Source organism: Novosphingobium sp. CF614 (assembly GCF_900113255.1).
GTDB lineage: Bacteria > Pseudomonadota > Alphaproteobacteria > Sphingomonadales > Sphingomonadaceae > Novosphingobium.
The window spans coordinates 1-22371 of record NZ_FOOR01000006.1; the positions used below are offsets into that span (position 1 = coordinate 1).

General features: G+C 64.6%; 25 protein-coding genes, 2 tRNA genes and 1 pseudogene. 13 read left to right on the top strand and 15 right to left on the bottom strand.

The genetic code is table 11. The annotated features are described in order from the left end of the window. Positions 1-180: 180 nt before the first annotated feature. From BM052_RS08615 to BM052_RS19875, 3 genes are read right to left on the bottom strand one after another with little or no spacing between them, the layout of a single operon-like run. Positions 181-480, bottom strand: coding sequence for an antitoxin Xre/MbcA/ParS toxin-binding domain-containing protein (locus tag BM052_RS08615; RefSeq protein WP_091145611.1), 300 nt, complete (start codon positions 478-480; stop codon positions 181-183). Between the two features lie 4 nt (positions 481-484). Then, a complete protein-coding gene (locus BM052_RS08620) occupies positions 485-796 on the bottom strand; it encodes an antitoxin Xre/MbcA/ParS toxin-binding domain-containing protein (RefSeq protein ID WP_091145614.1) in 312 nt (103 codons plus the stop codon). Further along, positions 793-963, bottom strand: a complete 171-nt coding sequence (locus BM052_RS19875) for a hypothetical protein (RefSeq protein ID WP_177198404.1) — start codon at positions 961-963, stop codon at positions 793-795. The genes BM052_RS08620 and BM052_RS19875 overlap by 4 nt, the downstream gene beginning before the upstream one ends. A gap of 323 nt (positions 964-1286) precedes the next feature. On the opposite strand from BM052_RS19875, the gene infA (BM052_RS08625) reads away from it, so the two are divergent. Continuing rightward, the gene (gene infA / locus BM052_RS08625; protein ID WP_091146041.1) at positions 1287-1556 is read left to right on the top strand and encodes a translation initiation factor IF-1; all 270 of its coding nucleotides are present in this window, start codon (positions 1287-1289) and stop codon (positions 1554-1556) included. A 423-nt stretch (positions 1557-1979) separates the two neighbouring features. Here infA (BM052_RS08625) and BM052_RS08630 read toward each other — a convergent pair whose 3' ends face one another. The 3 genes from BM052_RS08630 to BM052_RS08640 form a co-directional block, all read right to left on the bottom strand. Then, a complete protein-coding gene (locus BM052_RS08630) occupies positions 1980-2168 on the bottom strand; it encodes a hypothetical protein (RefSeq protein ID WP_091145617.1) in 189 nt (62 codons plus the stop codon). Between the two features lie 68 nt (positions 2169-2236). Beyond that, positions 2237-2443: a cold-shock protein gene (locus BM052_RS08635; RefSeq protein WP_091145619.1), complete on the bottom strand. Its 207-nt coding sequence runs from the start codon at positions 2441-2443 to the stop codon at positions 2237-2239. Between the two features lie 305 nt (positions 2444-2748). Continuing rightward, positions 2749-2838 (bottom strand) — tRNA-Ser (locus BM052_RS08640). A gap of 178 nt (positions 2839-3016) precedes the next feature. On the opposite strand from BM052_RS08640, the gene BM052_RS08645 reads away from it, so the two are divergent. The 10 genes from BM052_RS08645 (at position 3017) to BM052_RS08690 (ending at position 13305) form a co-directional block, all read left to right on the top strand. Further along, on the top strand, positions 3017-4051 hold the full coding sequence (locus tag BM052_RS08645; RefSeq protein ID WP_091145621.1) for a lytic murein transglycosylase: 1035 nt from the start codon (positions 3017-3019) through the stop codon (positions 4049-4051). Then, positions 4035-5003, top strand: a complete 969-nt coding sequence (locus tag BM052_RS08650) for an SPOR domain-containing protein (RefSeq protein ID WP_091145623.1) — start codon at positions 4035-4037, stop codon at positions 5001-5003. The genes BM052_RS08645 and BM052_RS08650 overlap by 17 nt, the downstream gene beginning before the upstream one ends. A gap of 59 nt (positions 5004-5062) precedes the next feature. After that, complete coding sequence (locus tag BM052_RS08655; RefSeq protein WP_369821512.1) at positions 5063-6226, top strand: D-alanyl-D-alanine carboxypeptidase family protein; 1164 nt, start codon at positions 5063-5065, stop codon at positions 6224-6226. After that, a complete protein-coding gene (gene tmk / locus BM052_RS08660; RefSeq protein WP_091145626.1) occupies positions 6223-6873 on the top strand; it encodes a dTMP kinase in 651 nt (216 codons plus the stop codon). The genes BM052_RS08655 and tmk overlap by 4 nt, the downstream gene beginning before the upstream one ends. Further along, positions 6870-7844 carry an AAA family ATPase gene (locus BM052_RS08665; protein WP_091145628.1) on the top strand — a complete coding sequence of 325 codons (975 nt, stop codon included), beginning with the start codon at positions 6870-6872 and terminating at the stop codon, positions 7842-7844. Before tmk ends, BM052_RS08665 begins: the two co-directional genes overlap by 4 nt. Before the next feature lie 29 nt (positions 7845-7873). Continuing rightward, positions 7874-9460: a methionine--tRNA ligase gene (gene metG / locus BM052_RS08670; protein WP_091145631.1), complete on the top strand. Its 1587-nt coding sequence runs from the start codon at positions 7874-7876 to the stop codon at positions 9458-9460. Beyond that, a complete protein-coding gene (locus tag BM052_RS08675; protein ID WP_091145633.1) occupies positions 9460-10236 on the top strand; it encodes a TatD family hydrolase in 777 nt (258 codons plus the stop codon). The genes metG and BM052_RS08675 overlap by 1 nt, the downstream gene beginning before the upstream one ends. Continuing rightward, positions 10233-11012, top strand: a complete 780-nt coding sequence (locus tag BM052_RS08680; protein ID WP_091145635.1) for an MBL fold metallo-hydrolase — start codon at positions 10233-10235, stop codon at positions 11010-11012. The genes BM052_RS08675 and BM052_RS08680 overlap by 4 nt, the downstream gene beginning before the upstream one ends. After that, positions 11009-11194, top strand: a complete 186-nt coding sequence (locus BM052_RS08685; protein WP_091145637.1) for a hypothetical protein — start codon at positions 11009-11011, stop codon at positions 11192-11194. Before BM052_RS08680 ends, BM052_RS08685 begins: the two co-directional genes overlap by 4 nt. A 272-nt stretch (positions 11195-11466) precedes the next feature. After that, complete coding sequence (locus BM052_RS08690; RefSeq protein ID WP_255406040.1) at positions 11467-13305, top strand: diguanylate cyclase; 1839 nt, start codon at positions 11467-11469, stop codon at positions 13303-13305. 414 nt (positions 13306-13719) lie between these two features. Here BM052_RS08690 and BM052_RS08695 read toward each other — a convergent pair. After that, a pseudogene (locus tag BM052_RS08695) lies at positions 13720-14076 on the bottom strand (transposase); the annotation flags it as partial. Between the two features lie 385 nt (positions 14077-14461). Between BM052_RS08695 and BM052_RS08705 the strand changes: the two are divergent. Further along, on the top strand, positions 14462-15376 hold the full coding sequence (locus BM052_RS08705; protein ID WP_091145640.1) for a ribokinase: 915 nt from the start codon (positions 14462-14464) through the stop codon (positions 15374-15376). Between the two features lie 103 nt (positions 15377-15479). Here BM052_RS08705 and BM052_RS08710 read toward each other — a convergent pair whose 3' ends face one another. From BM052_RS08710 to BM052_RS08720, 3 genes are read right to left on the bottom strand one after another with little or no spacing between them, the layout of a single operon-like run. Continuing rightward, a complete protein-coding gene (locus tag BM052_RS08710) occupies positions 15480-15752 on the bottom strand; it encodes a hypothetical protein (RefSeq protein WP_091145642.1) in 273 nt (90 codons plus the stop codon). Then, positions 15749-17335: a PepSY-associated TM helix domain-containing protein gene (locus BM052_RS08715; protein WP_091145644.1), complete on the bottom strand. Its 1587-nt coding sequence runs from the start codon at positions 17333-17335 to the stop codon at positions 15749-15751. Before BM052_RS08715 ends, BM052_RS08710 begins: the two co-directional genes overlap by 4 nt. Then, positions 17332-17637: a hypothetical protein gene (locus tag BM052_RS08720; protein ID WP_255406041.1), complete on the bottom strand. Its 306-nt coding sequence runs from the start codon at positions 17635-17637 to the stop codon at positions 17332-17334. Before BM052_RS08720 ends, BM052_RS08715 begins: the two co-directional genes overlap by 4 nt. Before the next feature lie 170 nt (positions 17638-17807). Between BM052_RS08720 and BM052_RS08725 the strand changes: the two genes are divergently transcribed. Further along, complete coding sequence (locus BM052_RS08725) at positions 17808-19928, top strand: TonB-dependent siderophore receptor (protein ID WP_177198405.1); 2121 nt, start codon at positions 17808-17810, stop codon at positions 19926-19928. Between the two features lie 193 nt (positions 19929-20121). Here BM052_RS08725 and BM052_RS08730 read toward each other — a convergent pair. The 5 genes from BM052_RS08730 to infA (BM052_RS08750) form a co-directional block, all read right to left on the bottom strand. Further along, positions 20122-20197: transfer RNA gene (locus BM052_RS08730), tRNA-Phe, on the bottom strand. Between the two features lie 111 nt (positions 20198-20308). After that, positions 20309-20476, bottom strand: coding sequence for a DNA gyrase inhibitor YacG (gene yacG / locus BM052_RS08735; RefSeq protein ID WP_091145651.1), 168 nt, complete (start codon positions 20474-20476; stop codon positions 20309-20311). After that, the gene (locus BM052_RS08740; RefSeq protein WP_091145654.1) at positions 20473-21447 is read right to left on the bottom strand and encodes a ribonuclease E/G family protein; all 975 of its coding nucleotides are present in this window, start codon (positions 21445-21447) and stop codon (positions 20473-20475) included. The genes yacG and BM052_RS08740 overlap by 4 nt, the downstream gene beginning before the upstream one ends. Before the next feature lie 7 nt (positions 21448-21454). Beyond that, positions 21455-22054 (bottom strand): Maf family protein, encoded by a 600-nt coding sequence (locus BM052_RS08745; RefSeq protein ID WP_255406053.1) that lies wholly within the window; start codon positions 22052-22054, stop codon positions 21455-21457. A gap of 10 nt (positions 22055-22064) precedes the next feature. Next, positions 22065-22310 (bottom strand): translation initiation factor IF-1, encoded by a 246-nt coding sequence (gene infA / locus BM052_RS08750; protein ID WP_091145658.1) that lies wholly within the window; start codon positions 22308-22310, stop codon positions 22065-22067. Positions 22311-22371: the final 61 nt, after the last annotated feature.

Genomic DNA, 22371 nt, shown 5'->3' on the forward strand with positions numbered 1-22371 from the left:
CAAGATCGGCGAAAACGACACCGCCAACCTCGGCGACACCTCCACCCTCGCCGACCCCTCCGTCGTCAACCACCTCCTCCATAACAGGCCGCAGCCAGCGACAGCGTGAAGCCGTCGCTGGCTGCGGTCCGAGTTTGGTCGGCTGTTTTCGGGGGCACCGGCGTGCCCCCGAAAGTCCATTCAATTGCCAAGCGCTGTCGACTGCGGGTTCCCCGAACCGATCGCGGCCAGATCCAACTCGACCTGCCTGAATCCTTCCACCGTCGAAATCGCAAGGTCGAGCGGCCTGCCGCCCAACCGGATGCTGTCGAGATTGAGGTAGGCGATCGCCTCTTCCTTGTTGCCCAGCGTTTCCAGGGCGAGCTTCGTCACCAGCCCTTGGCGCCTGGCGGCATCCGGCGGCAGTTTGGGCTTGTTCGAGCGTCGGAAATAATTGTTCTTGGCGGGTGGTCTCGACGTCTCTTCATCGGTGTCTGACATGCGGTTATCCTTGGGCATGGGGTGAATGCGGCTTTATCGCCAGGCGGCGGATGAGTAGGCTGACCTGCAATTGCCCCAGTGCCGAGGTCATGGCTATTTTCAGCGGCATTCCCGCCAGCCCCGCGCAGGGCGTGTTGAGGAAGTCGTAGGCGGCGCGTCGGCCGCCGAGCAGCAGGAACGCCAGCCGGGAGACTTCATCGCGCCTGCGGCAATGGTCGGAGTCCCGCGGGCAGGCATCCCATTGGCGGCCGATGGAGGAGAACGTCATCCGATGATGACGCAAGTGCGTGGCGTCGGTCCCGGCGAGGCGCCTCATAACCAGTTTGGATGCTTGAACAGCCCCGCTTCGCGTCGCAGCCGGGCGATCCGCCGTTCATAATGCGCGAAGAGATTGAAACGCGATTGCCGCAAGGCTTCACAGCGCGCTGCGGCGTTTTCGATCAGAGCCACCTGATGGTGAAAGAGAAGCTGATTGAGGTCCACATTGGCTCTCCTGAATGCGGGAGCCCGATGGTCTCTCAGTTACCGGCGTGCGAAAACCTGTCGGCAATAATCCATATATAGGGATCATCGGCATGTCTGGCTAGCAGGCCCTGCCGAGACGGCGGAGATCGGCCAGGAACGGACAGTGGCAGATTGCATTTTCCGGCGATCATCCCTATGTCGTGCTCGCTGCGTCGCCTGCGACGGGATTTTTACAGCTGCGCTTTGCAGTTTTGCCTCCCATTTCTAGCTGCCTGGCTCTCATGGCTTGCCGCCGCTTATGCTCGGCCGGCATGGGGCAACGCATTTTCGGACAGGATACATTGGCCAAAGAAGAACTGTTGACGATGGAAGGCTCCATCGAGGAGATCCTGCCTGACGGACGCTTTGCCGTCCTGCTCGATAATGAGCACAAGATCATTGCCTACACTGCCGGCAAAATGCGCAAGTTTCGAATCCGCACGGTCGTGGGTGATCGGGTGCATGTCGAAATGACGCCCTATGACCTGAGCAAAGGGCGCATCGTCTTTCGCGAGCGCACGCCCGGCCAGACAGGCGGGCCCGGTCGCAAACGCGGCAATTTCAGAAGATAGACCAGAGCGGCAGGATGCCGCGATTCACAGGATACCATGAATACGAATATCGTGGGCGCATCGCGCCGACCCAAGAACAGTGCCGCTTCCCCATGTGGGAAGCCCCCCATTCCCCTCGGCAATGCGACGCGCGGAATGCTTACCATCCAAGACCTGCGGCACCTCGTTGCCGCGATGGTCGATTAAAGACAGTCCCAGCCTCTCCTTTCGCGCGCTTCGGCAAACGAAAGGAGGCTGACACACGCCGTACAAGGCAGTGACGGGGAAAAGCCTCTGCGCTTGTCGACATCGATCGGCTCCGCAGAGACTGAAAGCCGGGCCAGGTGGCGGCTTCCACCGTCCCATCGTTCAAGCAATGACCACCTCGACTTCGACGGCCGCCCCGCTGAACTCGCGGGAACGACGAAGGATTCGGACTTGGCGCTAGCTAGCGGCGCGCGCGATTTCCTTGGCTTCGCGAGCCCTTTCCGTTTCCAGGATGCGCTCGGACATGGCGCGCCAGGCCGCTTCGGACCGCAACGCGCGTTCGCGCACGTTCTCAAGCGTCGCATCCGCTGCCGCGACGGCGGCCTCCCGTGCACGGGCTTCACAAAAATCACGGTTCAAGGCCATTGTTCAACTCCCGGCGAAGGTCAGGGAACCGGGGACAGGCAGGGCCCGCCCCCAGGGGGCATCCCGGGTCAGGCAGCCTGAAGGTTGACGGCGGAAGCCTTGCCGTTGCGTCCGACTTCGATTTCGTACGAGACGCGCTGATTCTTCTCGAGCGCCTGCATGCCCGCGCTCTGGACGGCGGAAATGTGAACGAAGCTGTCGTCGCCGCCGCCATCGGGAGCGATGAAGCCGAAGCCTTTGTCGGTATTGAAGAATTTCACGGTGCCGATCGGCATGTCTGTTTCCTTTCAAGAAACGGTATTGCCGGCACGCGCAAAGGCGACGGCGGTCGTGCGTCAAGTCGTCAAGTGAAAGGAAATCGTCGCAAAAGGAGGAAGGGCAGGAAAGTTCTTCCCACGCAAAAGACCAAATACCACCGAAAACCGCCGCAATTCGACGTCAGCTATGATTAGCATACCATATCGGCGCCATTGAACCCACACAAAAGTGTTCGGCGATGCCGCTGCAACTCAACCGCGTTTATCCGGCGCTCTCACTGCATCCAAATCTGGCGCTGAGGCGAAGCCATTGCTGGAACAACTGGCGGAAGCGGTGGGATTCGAACCCACGATACAGTTGCCCGTATGCCAGTTTTCAAGACTGGAGCCTTCAACCACTCGGCCACGCTTCCGTACCGGTTCAGAAGGGTGCTTTTGCCTGACTGCCGGTGCGTTTCCGCGCATAGCTCAATGTGCCGATGGCGCAAGGGGGTTCGGATCGGTGAAGGGAACGGCGCTTGCGGCGGCTGTTCGTGAGCCTGGTGATCTGGCCATTTGCAAGCCCGGCGGTTTGTGCGAAATTCGCGGACGATGACTTTACCCCCCAAACTTAAGGCGCCGCGCCTCTCGCTGCTGGCTGTCTGTCTTGCCATCATCCCCTTGCCCCCGATGCAGGCGGACGCGCAGCAGGAGAGCTTTTCCGCTTATCTCCAGATCGTCGCCGTCCATGCCCGCACCCAAGGGGTGAGCGAAGCGGCGATTGCCGGGGTTCTTGGCGGCCTGACCCCCAATCAACGGGTGATAGAACTCGATACCGCCCAACCCGGCAGCCAGAACACGCCGCCTGCGCTCGCGCCCTATATCGCGCAGCATGTGGATGGCTCGATCGTCGGTCGCGGGCGGGCGCGCCATGCCGGCCTGTCGTCGATCCTGCCGCAGATCGAACGGCGTTATGGCGTACCGGCGCCGATGCTGTTCGCGATCTGGGGGCACGAAACCAATTTCGGCAGCTATACCGGTGATTTCGATCTTGCCCGTTCGCTGGCGACCCTGGCATGGGAAGGGCGCCGGCGCGCCTTGTTCGAAGGCGAACTGATCGCGCTGATGAAGATGGTCGATCGCGGCATTCCCAGGGCGCAGCTCAAGGGCAGCTGGGCGGGTGCCTTCGGCTATCCGCAATTCCTGCCGAGCGTCTACTTGCGGCTGGCGGCGGATGGCGATGGTGATGCCAAAAGTGACATCTTCGCCAATCCGGCCGATACCATCGCCTCGATCGCCAACTACTTCCGCGATGCCGGCTGGCGGCCGGGACAGCCCTGGGGTGTCAGGGCGGCGCTGCCGTCCGGCTTCGATGTCCCTGCCTATGCGACGAAGCTTTCGGCGCCCAGCTGCGGGCGGGTCCATGCCCGCCACTCGCAGTGGAAGACCGTCTCGGAATGGCGCTCGCTGGGTGTCTCGCCGCTGGCGCCGATCGCAAGCGACGTGCTGGCCTCGCTGTTTCAACCAGACGGGCCAGGCACGCCGGCTTATCTGTTAACCGGTAATTATCGGGTCATCCTCCAGTACAATTGTTCGAACTACTACGCCATGTCCGTGGGGCTCCTTGCCGATGAAATTGCCCGTTAATCACGCCCTGTCGCTCGCGGCGCTGATGCTGCTGGGGGCTGGCGGAGCCGGTGCCCGGGACCGTGAGGCGAGGCTGTCGGCCCCGCCGGTCACCGGGCCCGCCGCCGACTATCCGGTGGTGGTAGGCGAGCCCTTTACCATCGGCAGCACCGTGTGGACGCCCATCGACCAGCTCAACTACGACGCGGTCGGCTTTGCGAGCATCGGGGAGGCAGGCCTTGTCGGCGTTACCGGCGCGCACAAGACGCTGCCCCTGCCGAGCTATGTGGAGGTAACGGCGCTCGATACCGGGAAGACCATCCTGGTGCGGCTGGAACGGCGCGGGCCGATGTTCAACGATACGCTGATCGAGCTTTCCTCCGCCGCCGCGACCCAGCTTGGGCTGGTGCCGGGCGGCCGTTCGCCGGTCCGGGTGCGGCGGGTCAATCCGCCCGAGCAGGAGCGGGCGATCCTGCGTGCGGGTGATCGCGCTCCGGAGCGGATGGAAACGCCCGATGGGCTGCTCAAGGTCTTGCGGCGAAAGCTGGCCGACCAGTCCCCCTTGCAGCCGCCACCCTCGATGCCGCCTTCGATGCCGGCCGGCACGCCGGCCTCGCCGATCGCCAAGCCAGCGCCAAAGCCAGTGGAAATCGCACCGAACTCACCCGGAAGGGCGCCTGCGCCATCCCCGGTGGCGGCCCCCACGCCTGCCGTATCCAGCAGAAAACCGCTGACGCCTTCGATCGCGGCCGCGCCAGTGCCGAAGGGAGCGTTTTTCGTCCAGGTCGCGGCATTCTCGGTGGAAGCCAATGCCCGCAAGGTCGCCGCTCAGTTGAACGGCGGCATCAGCCGGGCCGGCAAGCTCTGGCGTGTCCGCCTCGGCCCGTTCGCAAACCGTGCAAAAGCCGCGCCGGCGCTGGAGAAGGCCAGGAACGCGGGTTATAGGGACGCGCGAATCCAGCCTGCGGACTGATCGAAAGAGCCGGCTCCGCGCATGCAGGGCGCCGGTAGGAGCGCAGGAGAACACGGGTCTTGAAGTCGCCGGCCTTGAAGTCGATCGTGAAGCTTGCCCTGGCGCTTGCCGTTCCGGCGAGCGCCGTAAGCGCCGCCATTCCCGTTCCCCCGGCGGAACTCGCCCCGATCCCGGTCAGCCTGCTGGTCGATCTCGGTTCGGGCCAGGTATTGGAACAACGCCACCCGGATACCCCGTTCCTGCCCGCCTCCGTCACCAAGGTGATGACCGCCTATGTCGCGTTCGAGGAAATCGGTGCGCGGCGCCTGTCGCTTGACCGGGTGTTCGTCGAGCGCCCCGAGACGGAGAAAGAGTGGTTCGCCAAGGGCACCAACATGTACCTGACCGTCAACGATCGGCCGACCACTCGAGACTTGCTCCACGGCATCATGACCGCCTCTGCCAACGATGCGTCGATCGTCCTGGCGGAAGGCCATGCCGGCAGCGTTCCGGCCTGGACGGCGAAGATGAACGACGCGGCGCGGCGACTGGGGATGACGCGCAGTCGTTACAACACGCCCAACGGCTGGATGGACGACGGCCGTACTTACGTGACCGCCAGCGATCTGGTTAAGCTCGCCGATGCGATGGTTATGCGCTACCCTAGGCTTTACCGCGAATTTTCGGGCCACAAGCACTGGTACTGGCGCGACGTGGCGATGCGCAGCCACGATCCGACGGTCGGCGTCGTGCCGGGCGCGGATGGTATCAAGACGGGATACACCCGGGAGGCCGGCTACAATTTCCTGGGCACGGCCGAGCGCGATGGACGCCGGCTGGTGATGGTTCTGGCGGGATCGCCGACCACACCCGTGCGCGATGCCGCCGCGCGGGCCCTGCTCGAATGGGGGTTTTCCGCCTGGGCTCCGCGCCATCTGTTCGACAAGGGGCAACCAATCGCGCGCGCGCGCGTACAGGAAGGAGATGCGCTGAGCCTGCCGCTGGTGGCCAACCGTGAGGTCCATGCCACGCTTCCGAGCGGCGACACGCGGGCGATCACGCTGGTCGTCCATTATCGCGGGCCGCTGGTGGCGCCGATCCGCAAGGGCGAGCAAGTGGGCGAGCTGGAGATCCGCGTGCAGGGGCTGGCGCCCGGCCGGGTGCCACTCTACGCGGGGCGCGACGTCGGCAAGGCCGGCGCGCTGGACAGGCTCAGGAACGGGCTTATCAACCTGCTTTCATGACCAAGGGACGATTCATCGCGCTGGAAGGCGGGGAGGGAGCGGGAAAATCCACGCAGGCCCGGCTTCTCGCCGAGGCGCTGCGCGCGCGCGGTATCGACGTGATCGTGACCCGGGAGCCCGGCGGCACGCCCGGCGCCGAGGCGGTCCGCAAGCTGCTGCTCGAAGGCGCTCCCGGCGACGAGGGGCCGGGTTGGAATCCCCGCGCGGAGGCCCTGCTGTTCGCCGCAGCCCGTTCCGATCACGTCGAGCAGCTCGTAAAGCCGGCCCTGGCGCGCGGCGCCTGGGTGGTGTGCGACAGGTTCCTCGATTCGAGTCGTGCTTACCAGGGCGGCGGTGGCGGGCTTTCCGATGCGGACATCGTCGCGCTCCATGCGATCGGCAGTCGGGGCCTCCTGCCGGACCTGACCCTGCTGGTGGAGGTCTTGCCTGGGATCGCGGCCGCCCGTCTGGCGCTGCGCGACGCCCAGGGCTCCGATCGCATCGGTGGGCGCGATAGTGCTTACCACGCGCGCGTTGCCCGGGCCTTTGCAGCCTTTGCCGATGCCGAGCCCGGGCGTTTCGCGCGGATCGACGGCAACGGTACGCCGGAAGAGACGCAGGCCCGTGTGCTGGCCGCGCTTGCCCCGCTCCTGGCGCAGGCGGGATGAAAAGCGGCAAGTCCTTCATTGGTCAGGAGGCCGCCTGGCAGGAGTGGCTTGCCGCCGTCGCTTCCGAGCGCATGCACCATGCCTGGCTGCTCTCTGGCGCCAAGGGACTTGGCAAGCGCGCCTTCGCCCGCGCCGCCGCCGCCGAGCTGGTGCGCGAACCGGGCGGAAAGCTGCCCGAAGCGGCCGCGCACCCCGATATTCATATCCTGGAGCATCTGCCCGCGAACGATGACGAGGCGAAGAAGAAGGCGGAGGGCAAGCCTTACCAGGCCAAGCGAAACATTACGGTCGACCAGGTACGCGAGATGATCCGGCGGCTCGTCACCAAGCCAACCATGGGCGACAGGCGGGCGATCGTCATCGATCCGGCCGACGACATGGAAAAGAGCGCGGTGAATGCCCTGCTGAAAGCGCTGGAGGAGCCCCCCGGCGGCACTTACTTCCTGCTCGTCACCCACCAGCCTGGCCGATTGCTGCCGACGATCCGTTCGCGTTGCCGAATCCTGCGCTTCGCCGCTTTGCGGCCCGAGGAACTCGACGCCGTGATCCGCCGCGACGTGCCGCAGGCGGACACCGAAGCGCGGGCGGCGGCGATCGCGGCCTCGCGGGGATCGCCCGGCATCGCGCTCAACTTCGTCGAGCAGGATCTTGGCACTATCCACCGGTTGATGCTGCGCATTCTCCAAGAAGGCGACGCCGACTTTCACTTGCGCGGTGCCTTGGCCGAGGAAATGGGCGCGCGGCCGGCGCGCGAACGGCAGATGGCCGCGCTGGAACTGGCGCGCAGCGTGCTGGTGGCCGAACTGGCGAATGCCGCGCGCTCGCGGCAGTTGCGGATCATCGAGGCGCACGGTACGCTGACCCGGCTCAGCACGCAGGCGCCGACCTACAATTTCGATGCCGGGCTCCTCATAATGGAAATTGGCGGGTTGCTGGCCTCGGCCGCGATGCCTAGAGAAGCCGCTCGCTAGAGACACCTGAAGAGAAAGCGCGACGCCGCATGGGCGAGCCCTATTACATTACCACCGCGATCAGCTATCCCAATGGCAAGCCGCACATCGGCCACGCCTACGAAGCCATCGCCGCCGATGTCATCGCCCGGTTCCGCAAGGCGGAAGGCGATGACGTGCGCTTTCAGACGGGCACCGACGAGCACGGGCTCAAGATGGCCCAGAAAGCCCGCGACCTGGGGATGACTCCCGCCGCGCTGGCGGCACAGATGTCGCAGTATTTCATCGACATGTGCGACAAGTTGAATGTCGCCTATGATGTCTTCATCCGCACCACCGAGCCGCGCCATCACACCGCCTCGCAGGAACTGTGGCGGCGCATGGAGGCCAACGGCGATCTCTATCTGGACCGCTACGAAGGCTGGTATTCGGTTCGCGACGAAGCCTACTACGACGAGAGCGAACTGGTCGAAGGTGAGGGCGGCGAGAAGCTTTCGCCGCAGGGCACGCCCGTTGAATGGACGGTGGAGGAATCGTGGTTCTTCCGCTTGTCGCAATACCAGGACCGCCTGCTGGAGCTTTACGCTTCGGCCGATTTCATCCGCCCGGAAAGCCGCAGGAACGAGATCTTGCGCTTCGTCGAGGGCGGCCTGCGCGATCTTTCGGTCTCGCGCACCAGCTTCGACTGGGGCGTCAAGGTGCCCGGCAGCGATGGTTCCGGCGAAACCGGGCATGTCATGTACGTCTGGGTCGACGCGCTGACCAATTACCTGACCGGCCTGGGCTTTCCTGACGAGGGCGGCGATTACGCGAAGTATTGGCCGGCCGACCTGCACCTGATCGGCAAGGACATCGTGCGCTTCCACGCGGTCTATTGGCCCGCGTTCCTGATGAGCGCCGGCCTGCCGCTGCCCAGGCAGGTGTTCGGGCACGGCTTCCTGCTCAATCGCGGGCAGAAGGAATCGAAATCGCTCGGCAATGTCACCGACCCGATCGGCCTTGCCGATACTTACGGGGTCGATCCGCTGCGCTATTTCCTGATGCGCGAGGTTGCGTTCGGGCAGGACGGTTCCTATTCGCCCGAAGCCATCGTGACGCGCGCCAATGCCGAGCTGGCCAACAGTTTCGGCAATCTGGCCCAGCGCAGTCTATCCATGATCTTCAAGAATATGGATGGTTTACTTAAGACTGGATCGGAAGAGACCGACGCCGATATCGCGCTGTTCCAGGCGGTGTCCGAAGGGATCTCCGGCTTGCGGCGGAGCTTTGCCGACCTCGCCTTCTCCGACGGTCTGGAGGCGTGGATGCGCGCCGTCTTTGCCTGCAACCAGTATGTCGACGAGCAGGCACCCTGGGCGCTGCGCAAGACCGATCCGGCGCGCATGGAAGCGGTGCTGATGGCACTGTTCCGCGCCGTGCGCGATCTTGCCATTGCCGTGCGCCCGGTGGTGCCGACCGCGATCGACGCGCTGCTTGACCAGATGGGACAGGCCGCCGATAATCGCCGCTATGTGGCACTCGAAGACGCGCGCTGGTTCGGCAAGCTCGTCGAAACGGGATTCCGGGTGGGCAAGCCGGTGGGGGTGTTCCCCCGCCTGGAACTGCCGGAGGAAGCTCCGATGGAAACCGGTTCCTGATGCTGATCGATTCCCACTGCCATCTGGAATACGAAGGCCTGGTGGAGGACCAGCAAGGTGTGCTGGCCCGTGCCCGCGAGGCGGGAATCGGCGGTTTCCTCAATATTTCGACCCGTCAGCGCGAATGGGGTAAGGTTGTTGGCACGGCTGCGCGCGAAGCCGATGTCTGGGCCTCGATCGGCATCCATCCGCATGAGGCCGACCAGCACGCCGATCTGGGCGAGGGAGCCTTGCTTGAAGCGGCCACCCATCCCAAAGTGATCGGCATCGGCGAGACCGGGCTCGATTACTATTACGACAAATCCGATCGCGGCGTTCAGCAGGCCTTGTTCCGCACTCACATCGCCGTGTCGCGTGAGACCGGCCTGCCGCTGATCGTCCATACCCGCAATGCCGAGGCTGACACCGCGCGGATCCTTGAGGAGGAGATGGGGAAGGGGGCCTTCCCCGCCCTTATCCATTGCTTCACCGCCAGCGCCGAATTCGGCCGCAAGGTTCTTGATCTGGGTCTGACGATTTCGTTGTCGGGGATCGTGACGTTCAAGAATGCCAAGGACTTGCAGGCTGTAGCCTCCGGGATACCCGAGGATCGCTTGCTGGTCGAAACCGATGCGCCGTTCCTGGCCCCGGTTCCGCATCGCGGCAGGACATGCGAACCGGCCTATACGGCGGACACCGCGGGCTTCGTTGCGCGGCTGCGGGGCACTACACCCGAGCACTTGGCCGAAGCCACGACCCGCAATTTCTTCGCGCTGTTCCGAAAGGCGGCTGCGTGAAGCTGACGATTCTGGGTTGCGGCACCTCGACCGGCGTGCCGCGTCTGGGCGGCGAACAGGGGGCCGACTGGGGACTGTGCGATCCCACCGAGCCGAAGAACCGCCGCACGAGAGTAGCGGTCCTGCTCGAAAGCGCGGTGGGCAGCCGGATACTCGTCGATACGCCCACCGACCTGCGCGGCCAGCTGCTCGCCAACGACGTTCACCGCATCGATGCGGTATTCTGGACCCACGATCACGCCGACCATTGCCATGGCATCGATGATCTGCGGCCCCTGCGATACGGCCGCGCGGGACCGATCCCCGGCTACGCGGCTTCAGAGACGGTGCGGCGCATGCGTCAGCGGTTCGGCTATGTCTTCGCCGGCCAGCACGGTTATCCCACGCTCGTCTCGCTCGACAATCTCGATACCCTGCGCATCTGCGAGGGCTTCCGGGTCGATCACGTGCAGATGCCGCACGGGCCCGCGCAATCTACCGGATTTCGATTCGAATGTGATGGAAAATCCGTATGCTATATGACGGATTTCAGCGAGACGACGAGGGACATGGTGGACCTGTGCCATGGGTGCGACCTGCTTGTCGTCGATTGTCTGCGCCGTGAACCGCATCCCACCCATGCGCATCTGGCCATGTCGCTTGAACTGGCCGAGGCTGCGCGGGTCCGTTCGGTGGTGCTCACGCATCTCGACAAGAGCATGGATTATGTCACGGTAAGCCGCGAAGTGCCCGGCCACGTCCAGGTCGGCTTCGATGGAATGGTGGTGGAACCATGAACCAGGCGGCAACGATCGTTTCGATCATCACGGTGATCGGATGCCTGGTCCTGGCGACCCGCAGCGCCGCGCTGCGCGGGCTCGGCATGGCGCGCGCGTTCAGGCTAGCGTTGATCTGGGCGGCGATCATACTGGGGCTTGTCCTGGCGATCCAGCTTACCGGTCTGCGGATCGAGCGGTGAACACCGGGGGGCCGTCGTTTCCTGAACAGCCGGAATTCCTCGCCATTTTTGATTCATTGGCCAAGGTGCCTGAGCCGTTGCACGGCCATCCGCCATCTGCGCCGGTTGGATCTGGCTGGCGTTCGCAACCGAAACACCGTCGCTTCCGTCGGCAGCGCCCCGGCACGCGATCGATGCGCGCATTGGTTCCCCTACGATAAAACAAGTAATTTATGTTGCATTGTAGGGATGATTGACCGAAGCCCTGACCCAACGGAACTCAGGAGATTCCCGTGGTCGGATCCTTGTCCAGGCGGATTGTGGTCCTGTGCAGCCTGCTGTGCCTGCTGACGGCATTGCTGGCGGGCCTCCTGCTCCAGATGTCCTCGCAAATGCATGGCAACCTGGCGTGGGTCACTCATTCTTCCCAGGTCTTGAAGACGGCCAACCGCTCGCTCAGTCATCTGCGAGTGGCCGAATCGGGGCAGCGCGGTTTCACGCTGACCCGCGACCCCGCGTTCGCCAGGTCCGTCGAAGTGGAGATTGCCGGCGCGAAGCGCGAAGCCTCGGACCTCGTGCATCTCACTGCCGACAACCCTGCGCAGAACATGCGCGCCAAGCAGATCAGTGCGCTTGTCTCCGAACGGGCAAATATCCTGGAAGAGACGGTACGGTTGGCGCGATCGGGGGATTTCGCGGGCGCCCAGGCCTCGACGGCGACAGGGCAGGGGCGCGATCTCATGGAGCTTGTGGGTGTCCGCATAGACGATTTCGTGAACGAAGAGCGCATGCTGGCGAAATCGCGCTTCGATGCGGTGGAACGGCGGTTGAAACTGATCCGTTGGCTGGTGCTGGCGGGCACCCCGCTGACGATGATCGCGCTCGCGCTCGTCGCGATCGTGCTGATCCGTGGAATTCGGCAACCGGTCGAGGCGATGATGACGGTGATGGGCCAGCTTGGCGCCGGTGACCGCGCCGCCCGCGTCACGGCGAGAATGAACTCGCGCGAGTTCGAGCGTCTCGCCAACGGCTATAATGCCATGGCGGATGAGCTCCAGGCGGCGGTCGCCGACCAGATCGACAGCCAGGAGCGGCTGCGTGTCGCCAATCTCGAACTCAGCCAGAATGCCGCCGTCCTGCGTGAGCGCGGCGAAGTCATCGAACTGCTGGGTGGCATGGCGCATCGCATGCAGGCGGCGCGCACGGATGAGGAGCTCGCCTCCATCATTCGTGTCTTCGTACCGCGGGTACTGCACGATATCCCGGGCGCGCTCTATGCGCACAACAACTCGCGCAATCTCCTTGTCCCCGTCGCCGCCTGGGGCGGCCTGGCCGTCGATCCTTCCGGGTTCGCGCCGGAACAATGCTGGGCGCTGCGCCGGGGGCAGAGTCACTTCGTCGTGGAACCGGGATCGGACATCGTTTGCGCCCACACCGCGGACGAGACGCATCACTACCACTGCGAGCCCCTGCTTGCCGGTGGGGAAGTGATCGGCGTGCTCTATCTCAAAGGTGTCATCGGATCGGAAAACCGCTTTCGGCTCGCCGTCCTCACCGAGAACATCGCTTCGGCCCTGGTCAATCACCGTCTCCAGCGCGGCTTGCGCGAGCAGACGATCCGTGACCCGCTCACCGGCCTGTTCAATCGGCGCTACATGGAAGAGACGCTGGCGCTCGAGATCGCCCGCGCTTCCCGGTCGGGAAGCCCGCTTGCCTTGGTCATGTGCGATGTCGACCACTTCAAGCGCTTCAACGACGAGTTCGGACACGATGCCGGCGATGCCGTTTTGCAGACGGTGGCTGCGGAACTGCGCAGCCGGTTCCGTGACGGCGACGTCATCTGCCGGTTCGGCGGCGAGGAATTCATCGTCATCGCCCCGGATACCGCGGTAAGCGTGCTGATGGCCCGAGTCGAGGAAATCCGCCAGGCAGTGAGCGAGATCACGGTCCAGCAAGGCGGCCGGACTCTCGGCTCGATCACGATGTCGTTCGGCATCGCCAGTTGGGATCCGGGCATGGACCGCGAAGGGACCATGCTGCTCAAGGTGGCGGATACCGCCCTGTACGAAGCCAAGCGCGCAGGCCGCAACCGCGTCGTCACCGAGGCAAAACCCCTTTCGCTGAGCGCCTGATCACAAGGCTCGAACACAAGGAGCCCCACTCGAACAAGCCGAAGATGCGGAGCGGGTCTTGAACCGGATTTCGGGTTCCTTGCTCCAGCGTCACATTCATAGCGACCCGGTCATGGATATTCTTTGGGTATCCATCCGGCGGCGGCCACCTTGCCTGATTTTTTGATTGTCCCGCCTTCGGTATCAAACTCCCGGCTTGAGCCGGGAAGGGCTTCAGCCATCGACTCGCTCGATAGCTGGTATCCTCGGGAAAGTGAGACCCGCCTGAAAGGCGTTAAAGGTCTCACTTTCCCGAGGATACCAGCTATGGGCTATTCTACCGGCAGTCCGAGCGTTCGATCTCTCCCGTTATGATGGACAACGGGGGGCGCTTTGGCGCCTTTGCTCACCCTTCGAATCTATCATAGGGTACAGGCTATCGATGACGCCCGCGCTGGGAGAGGCCTCCCGACCCATCGCTTCGCGGGTCATCAGCAGCAGGGCGTGGTTGATCGATTTCCACAGGCCCATCGCGCTCCAGCGGTAGAAATAATGCTGCACCGTGATCATGGGCAGGAACAGCCCCGGCGGCAACATCCGCCACGGCAACCTGCCCCGCAGCAGATACAGGATCGCCTCCACAATCTGGCGGTAATCCCAAACCGGCGGACGGCCAAGTTTCCCGCGCGGCGGCAGCAGCGGTTCCAAAATCGCCCACTCAGCATCCGTCAAATCGCTGGGCAAAAGCAGCTCGGCTCTGGCATACTGCCGCCGGGTGATATCGGTCCACATGTGTCATTCCGCCGTTGTCTTGCAAACACGACTGAATCACATCTCACTGATATCACCCAAATTCCTTTTCGGTCAGCCTCTGAGGTATCGGTTACGAACACGCTGAAGCCCTCTTCACGCGCACGCTAGATTACCGCCTGGACGGGCGCGGGAAAGAATGGATTGGTGATGTGGGGAATGACCTGACCGATCGTCCGGTCTTGTTGACGGCATAGGACGCGCTCGCCAGCGAAACCCCCGCAACCTTCGCCACGTCCTTCAGCGTCACTCTTTTCATTGCAGCACCCTCGCAAGCCCCCTGGTTCAGTCGGCCAGCCAAGGGCTTGCTATGCAACCGCGAGAAGATATCCACTTGAAGGTAGTGAAACGTTTCATGGAGTCATGAATGGGCACCGCGCCTGATATCGTCATTCTGGGCAGCCTGAATATGGACTTTGGTTTGGTCGTCCCCGACTTTCCGCGACCGGGCGAGACCCTGCTGTGTGACCGGATCGCCGTTTCCCCCGGCGGCAAGGGCGGCAACCAGGCCGTGGCGGCAGCGCGCGCGGGCGCACGCGTGGCCTTTGTGGGTGTAGTGGGCGATGACGCGAACGGTAGCGCCCTGATTGACTTCATGCGCGGCGAAAATATCGCGACCGACGCCATCTTCCGCGCCGATGCGCCAACAGGCATGGCCTATGTTGTCGTAAACGGCGCCGGGGAAAACACGATCGTGGTGGCGGCAGGGGCAAACCAGCGCGTCACCTCGGACCATTGCACGCAAGCCCCTTCCGCGCCCTTCTATCTTGCGCAACTGGAAGTGCCGGTGCGCACTGTCGAAGCCTTCTTTGCCCGTGGGCGGGCCGAGGGCGCGACTTGCGTTCTGAACGCGGCACCCGCATGCGCCGATGCCCACGGCTTGTTCGACCTCTGCGATATCATTATCGTCAATGAAAGCGAGTTGGAGAGCTATGCGGGATACTCGCTCGCGGATGCAGAAGCGGCAATAGCGGCGGCCATGGCGCTCCTGTCTCGCCCGGGGCAGTCGATCATCGTGACTCAGGGTAGTCGGGGAATCCTGCATGTGAGCAGTGGGGGAGGGCGCTTTTCGGAATCCCACAAGGTGGATGTCGTCGATACGACAGGCGCGGGCGACTGTTTTTGCGGGAACCTGGTCGCGAGACTGGCCCAAGGCGCGTCACAAGAACAGGCAATCAGCAGGGCAAGCGCCGCCGCCGCGCTGTCCGTGAGCCGCGAAGGCGCTGCCTTCGGCATGCCCTATGGCCGGGACACGGACACCTTCCTGAGTCATGCCTTTTAGGCAGGCTTGAGCAGGAGGTCCGATCCCGGCCCTCGGAAAAATTGCCAGGGCACTGCTGCTGCGCTGGGCATATTGCAGGGCGCCGCCTGGCCCCAACGGGCGTTCAAGCGTCGCTTCGGTAGCGTATCTGGGCGACGAGCCATCCCCCGATCGCGCAGCCGCCGAGCCAGATCAGGAAGGCGGCACTGTCCCCCAGGGCCGCGAGCCCGATCCCGGGCAGCAGGATCGCGACCAACGCGAGCCGCCGGGCGGTCGTGCCGTGACCCTTGATAGGCGGCAGCCCAGCGACACGGCGGCGTTTGGGATCGCCGCGCCACAGCCAAAAGATGGTCGCGAGCGAAAACGCGGTCGCGGCGAGAAGCGGAAGGTGAGTCATTCGGCGTACTGCAAGGCTGGGTCATCCGTCGGGCCCGGCCGGCGGCGGTGCGCCAGCATATGCCAAAGCGTCCAGGTTCCGCCCAGCAGCATGGCGAAATCGAGAGCCATCGTCGCGGGTTGACCGGCCGCGATTGCCGCCGGCCAGCCCGGTCCGCCGCCGGCTAGCCGGACAATCGGCAGCGCCATGAGCAGTACGCCAATCGAGATCTGAAGCATGCGCGCCAGCAGGGCATGGGTCGGGACCATGATGCCCGCCAGGATCGCCGCTCCGGATGCGGCCAGGAAGGCGGCGGGCGTCCAGAACACCGCCGAGCCGAGAGGCATGGAGAGGAGGAACGCCGCTGCGGCGACGAGCAAGGCCAAAGGCAGGCCGAACCCGACGACCGTCACTGCCCGTTCGAGCCAGTCCAGCGAGCGCTGCCGCTCGCGGCGTCGCGCCAGCCAGAGCCGGATGCCGGTCAAAGTGACGTAGCACATCGCGAAACCCAGGCTGAACCAGACGGCCTTCGACAGCATTCCGGCAAAATTGCCGAAATGCAGCGGAGCCATGATCGCTGCCAGCGTGCCGCCTGCCGAAGGCCGGCTGCCGATCAACGGTTTCGTCCGATCGAAAGTCGCGGTGGCTCCATGATAGACCAGCGTCACAGGCTCGATATCGCCCGATTTCGGCGAATGAAAGGTGGTGACGGCGGAGTCTGCCCGGCCGAAATGCTCGATCGTCATGAACGTGGGCGGGGCTCCGGTGCGACCGATTGCATCAGCGGCGATGCGGTCTAGGTTGCCGATCGGTTGCGATCGCGGATCGGGCGTGCCGGGATGGCCGAAGACCGCTTCGCTGAACGCCTGCTGGTCGCCGCCGAATGCCGCCATCGCGACGATCGGGACGCCGACAGTGCCGAAGAACGAGAAGAAGCTGCCGGTGAAGGCAAGGACGAAGGCGAACGGCAGGCTCCACGTACCGGCCACGCTGTGACGATCGCGGTCGACCAGCACCGGACTGGCTTTGCGCCGCAGCGTGAAGATGTCCTTGAACAGGTGCCGATGGATCAGCAGGCCCGACAGGGCGGCCGTCAACATGGCCAGCCCCATGATGCCGGTGAGCAGCAGCCCCCAGGGGTCGGGTACATGCAGGCGGACATGGGTATCGACCAGGAAGCTGCTCAGCGCATCGTCGTTGCGCGGGCCGAACACCTCTTTGCCGGTGCCGTGCTGTTCGTCGGCGACGCGTCCCTCACGATCGAGCTGATAGTAGACGCCGCGATTTATCAGTTCGCCGTTCGGCGCGATCTCGTGGCGGTGGAAGAAGACGCCGAGATTGTGATCGCCGATCTCGAAGATGTCGACATCGTCCTGAAACTCCCGAGGGGTGCGGGCGGCGAGCTGGCGTAGCGATCGGTCGATAGGCCTTTGGAAGGCCGAACGCGTCTCGACATGTCCCGCGGACCAGGCACCGATTTCCTCCGCGAAGACTGCCGCCATGCCGGTTATCACCACGGCGTAGAGCACCAGGCCGAGCAGAATGCCCGACCAGCCGTGGATCGCGACCATCAGCTTGGTCTCATCCTTGGGAAGATGGATCATTCGTGAGCCTCGCTGGCGGATGTTGCGGGGGAGGGCCGATCAAGGAACTGGTGCGCGAGCAGGGCGGTGTGCAGTGCGAGCAGGCCCAGGGCCACTCCCGCAACCCGGCCCAGTCTCGCATCGAGGCAGGCATGGAAAAACAGCCCGGCCCAGATCAGGGGGGCGAGGACGAGCGGCAGGACCAGGTTATCGATCCCGGCGGTGCCGCGCGGCACCCACAAGGTCATCCCCGCCATAATCACGAGCGCGATGATCGCGGCCCCCGGACCGGCGAAGCCGATCCTGGTCCATTTGCGCGCCATGGGTGACATCCGCGGTTTCACAAGGGTGGGCGAAGTTCGAGGTTCATGCCCCCGGCTATACCCAGCCAAAACCACGTCCGCAAGACTTGCTAATGCAACTGACTCGCATTATTCAGCCGCTGCTTTTCAGGCGACCCCGGCGGGATCGCCCGACAACTGGGGGGACTTCCATGCACCATCTGCTCTCGACCACTGCCATCTGCCTGTCGCTGACGGTCGCTCCCGCGGCTTTCGCCGAGACCGAGCAGCAGGATTCCGGCGCCATCGTCGTGACGGCGCAGCCCTTCGTGGAAGGCGAGATCAGCAAGTTCGACACGCCGCTCATTCGCACGCCGCAAGCCATTTCGGTGGTGACGGCCGACCAAATTCGCGATCGCGGCATCACCGACCTGAACGACGCGCTGCGCAGCGTCGCGGGTGTCTCGCGCAGCAGCACTTACGGTTATTACGACGCCTATACGATACGCGGCTATGACACCGCTTACGACAGTCTCTATCTCGACGGACTCATCACCAGCAGCGTCGCGGGCACCAATTACGAGCTGGCCGGGCTCGAGCGCGTCGAAGTCCTCAAGGGCCCGGCATCCTCGCTCTACGGCTCGGCGCCGATCGGCGGCATCGTCAACCTCGTCACCAAGCGGCCGCAGGAGGACACGTTCCTCGTTGCGGGCGTCGCCACGGGCTCCTACGATCTCGTCGAGGGCAGGGTCGACGCCAACATGCCGCTGGACAAGCATGGCCGCTTTCTCTTCCGGCTCAATGCGCTCTACAGCGACCAGGACGATTTCGTGGCACATGCCGGCAAGAACCGGCTGTTCGTTGCTCCCGCGCTGACGGTGGTCATCGGAGAGAACACGCACCTGACCGTGCTCGGCCGCTGGCAGCGCGATCATGACAACCCCTGGTCGCCGCTGCCCGCCGAAGGCACCGTGCTGCCCAACGCCAATGGACCGATCCCTTATGCGTTTCCGATCAACTATATCGGCGACCAGAAGGTGGTGAACAACCAGGACTACAAGTCGATCGGCTACATCTTCGACCATGATTTCACCGATTCGATCCGCTTCACGCAGACATTGCGCTACACCCATGCCGAAACCTTCTGGAACAACTGGGTGTTCGCCGATGCCTTCGTCGACAGTGGCTATATCGACGGCGTGCAGCAGGGCCACATCTTCGGCATCGACCTGTATGGGCCGTTCTACCAGACCGACAAAGCCTTCGGGGTGGACAGCCGCGTCTCCGCCAAGCTGGACACCGGCCCGTTCAGCCATCAGATCTTGGTCGGCTATGACTATCGCCAGCTTCGCAGCGCGGCGCACGAGGATGGCGGCAACTATGATGTCACGGTCAATACCCTCGACTATCTCGATCCCGATTATACCAGGCCGCTGATCCACGATCCGATCTTCGCCTATTCCTCCGACAGCAAGAGCCATCAGTCCGGCGTCTATGTCCAGGACCAGATCGGCCTGGGCGACAAGCTGTTCATCACTGCCGGTGGTCGCTGGGACTGGCTCGTCACCAACGGCAAGAAGGATAACGACTTTTCGCCGCGCATCGGTGCCAACTACCTCATTACGCCCCAGGTGGCGCTCTATGCCAGCTGGTCGCGCTCGTTCTCGCCGCAGTTCGGCTGGATGGAATCGTTCGACGGCACCGCGCTTCCCAATGGCCGCGGCAAGAACATCGAAGCCGGCCTCAAGGTCAATGTCGGCGGCTTTTCGGCGACTGCATCGGTGTTCCAGCTGACGCGCACCAACGTGCCAACGGCCGATCCACTGCACGCGGGTTACTACGTGGTGACGGGCGAGCAGCGCAGTCGAGGCTTCGAGATGGAGGCCGCGTGGTCGCCGGCGCGCGGCGCCAACCTGTCACTCGCCTATACCTATATCGACGCCAAGATCACCAGGGACAACGACATTCCTTCGGGCACGCGGCTCGGTAACGTCCCGCACCACAACCTCTACGTGCGCGGCGAGTACGAGTTGCAGGCGGGCGCGCTGAAGGGGCTCGGGGCCAGCCTGGCGCTGCTGTGGAACAGCGACAAGGTGGGCGACACGTCGTCATTCTATGACGCTGACGGCGACGGAACGAACGACGCGGCCTTCCGGCTTCCCGGCTACGTGATCGTCGATGCCGGAATCTTCTACCGGCTCGCCGATTGGCGAGTGGCAGTGAACATCGATAACCTTTTCGACAAGCACTATTACCCCGAAGCAAGCTACTACACGCGCGTTGCCATCGGCGAACCACGCAGCTGGCGCCTCTCGCTCTCGCGGCGGTTTTGAGCGGCGGCGCCGTCCAGGAACCAGCAGTGGGCGCCGCTGGGCCGCAAGGAGATATGGCCCGTGCACGTCGCTGACCTTGGCGCCGTGCCAGCGTCCCTTCGGCTGGCTCAGGACGAGGTGGTCTTGATTCGGATTTCGCCTCCTTCGCGACAGTCGATTTTCACCGGTGCATGGACTATCGCGGAGGGAGTGATGGTGCCCGGGGACGGAATCGAACCGCCGACACCATGATTTTCAGTCATGTGCTCTACCAACTGAGCTACCCGGGCGTCGCGTCGGCGGCGGTCCCTGGGGGGGACCGGCGAGCGGTTGGTGGCGGGCCTATGGCGAAGCGTGCGGGCCTTGGCAACCCCTTAATCGCCTTCCGACCGGGACAAAAATCAGTCCTCTTCAGGAACCTCCGGAAAGCTGGGCGGGCCGGGCAGGGTGTATCCATCGTCCAGCCATCGCAGGAGATCGCGGTCGCGGCAGCGCTTTGAGCAGAACGGGGTATGTTCGGCGCTGCGCGGTTTGCCGCAGAGGGGGCATTTTCTTCCGGAACGGGTCATGGTGCGATGGCCTGCGCGAATCCGCCGCCAAGTGCAAGGCCGCGATCCTCGCGCCATCGCAGTACGCGGCCGGTACGGCGGGCGAGTTCGGCTTCCCATTCCGGGGCGAGCGCCGCCAGCACCGCCGGGTGCGCGGTGAGCAGCAGGGCACCGGGTTCGCGAACGCGTTCCGCCTGGCGCAAAAGCAGGCGCGCGGCGGCGGCGGCCGGGTCCGTGCGGACGCGTTGCAGGATCGACGGCCGTTCCAGCCGGGCCACCAGCTGGACGAAGCCGAATCCGTTCATGGCCGTGCGCTGGTGCGGCCAGGGGCCCAGCGCGGCAGCCAGCGCCTCGTCCACCGTGCGCCGGTCTTCCTTGCGTTCCAGCGTCGGAAAATCGATGCCGATCGAACCGGCAAGGTCGAACCGGGCGATGGCGGAGGCGATCGCGGGAACGGCGGCAAGCGCCAGGACGCGCGGGGGCGGGGTGCCGTCGATATCGATCAATGTCATCGCCGGAGTCGGCGTGACGACGAGCATCCCCCCCTCGAAAGCGACCACACCGTCGAGCGCTTCGGCGATGATGTCCGGCCAAGGGTCATCGGGAAAGCGCCGGAGGGTTCGAACCGGCAGGCCTTGCGCGCGCAGGGATTCGCCCAGCGACGGCGCCGGGCGCGGGGGCAGGTCGCAAGGGCGTGCCTGCGCGCGCTTGTAGCGTCCGGTTTCGGCCATTGCGGCGCGCGTGACCTGGACACGCACCGGCGCGCCTTCGCTGGCGGGCGCGGGCAAGCCGTCCACCAATGCCTCTTCGCCGGACGTGAAGCGAACCGTGCCGCGCGGCGATCCGGCGCGGCGGGAGACCAGCACCGCGTCCGCGACTTCGCCCGCGGCGAGCCGGCCCGGCCATTGCAGCCGGGCGGCGAGCACTTCGGCGCCGTCGACCAGGATCGCGCGGCTCTCCGCGATGCCTTTCTCGACGAGCCACTCGCGCATGCCGCGCTCAGGCAATCGCGAAGCCGGCCGCCTTGAGCAGGGCCCGCGTTTCGAACAGGGGAAGCCCGACGACGCCCGAATGGCTGCCGGAAATCCAGGCGATCAGGCCTTCGGCGCTGCCCTGGATGGCATAGCCGCCCGCCTTGCCGTCCCATTCGCCGCCGGCGATGTAGCCATCGATCTCGCCGCGCGAGAGCGGCTTGAAGCGGACCACGGTTTCCGACAGGCGTTCGCGCAGCGAGCCATCGGGCGCGCGCAGGGCTATCGCCGAGAGAACGCGGTGGCGGCGGCCTGAAAGCAGCGCCAGGCAGGCGCGCGCGGTGGCCTGGTCCTCGGCCTTGGGCAGGATACGCCGGCCGCAGGCGACGACCGTGTCTCCCGCAAGCACGAATGCGCCCGCCGCATGCACGGCAAGCGCCTTTTCGCGGGCCATGCGCCGGGCATAGTCTTGCGGGAGTTCGCGCGGGGCCGGCGTCTCGTCGATATCGGCGGACTGGATCGCCGCCGGGATCAGGCCCAGGCGCAGCAGCAGTTCGCGGCGGCGGGGACTGGCCGAGGCCAGGACCAGCGGGGGCGCGGCGCTGTCGGCTGTCTCGTCCCCGGCCAGGGGCAAGGTTTCAGTACTGACCGGGGCCACCGCGACCGGGCATGAAACGGTAGGTGATGCGGCCCTTGGTGAGATCGTAGGGAGTAAGCTCGACAAGCACTTCATCGCCCACTAGCACGCGGATGCGGTTCTTGCGCATCTTGCCCGCCGTGTGGCCGAGGATCTCGTGGCCGTTTTCCAGCTCGACGCGGAACATTGCGTTGGGCAGGAGCTCGACCACCTTTCCGCGCATTTCGAGGAGTTCTTCTTTCGCCATCGGCGATCAGTATCCGTTGTTCTGAAGTGTCATCGCGGCGCGACATAGCCATGGCGCGGCG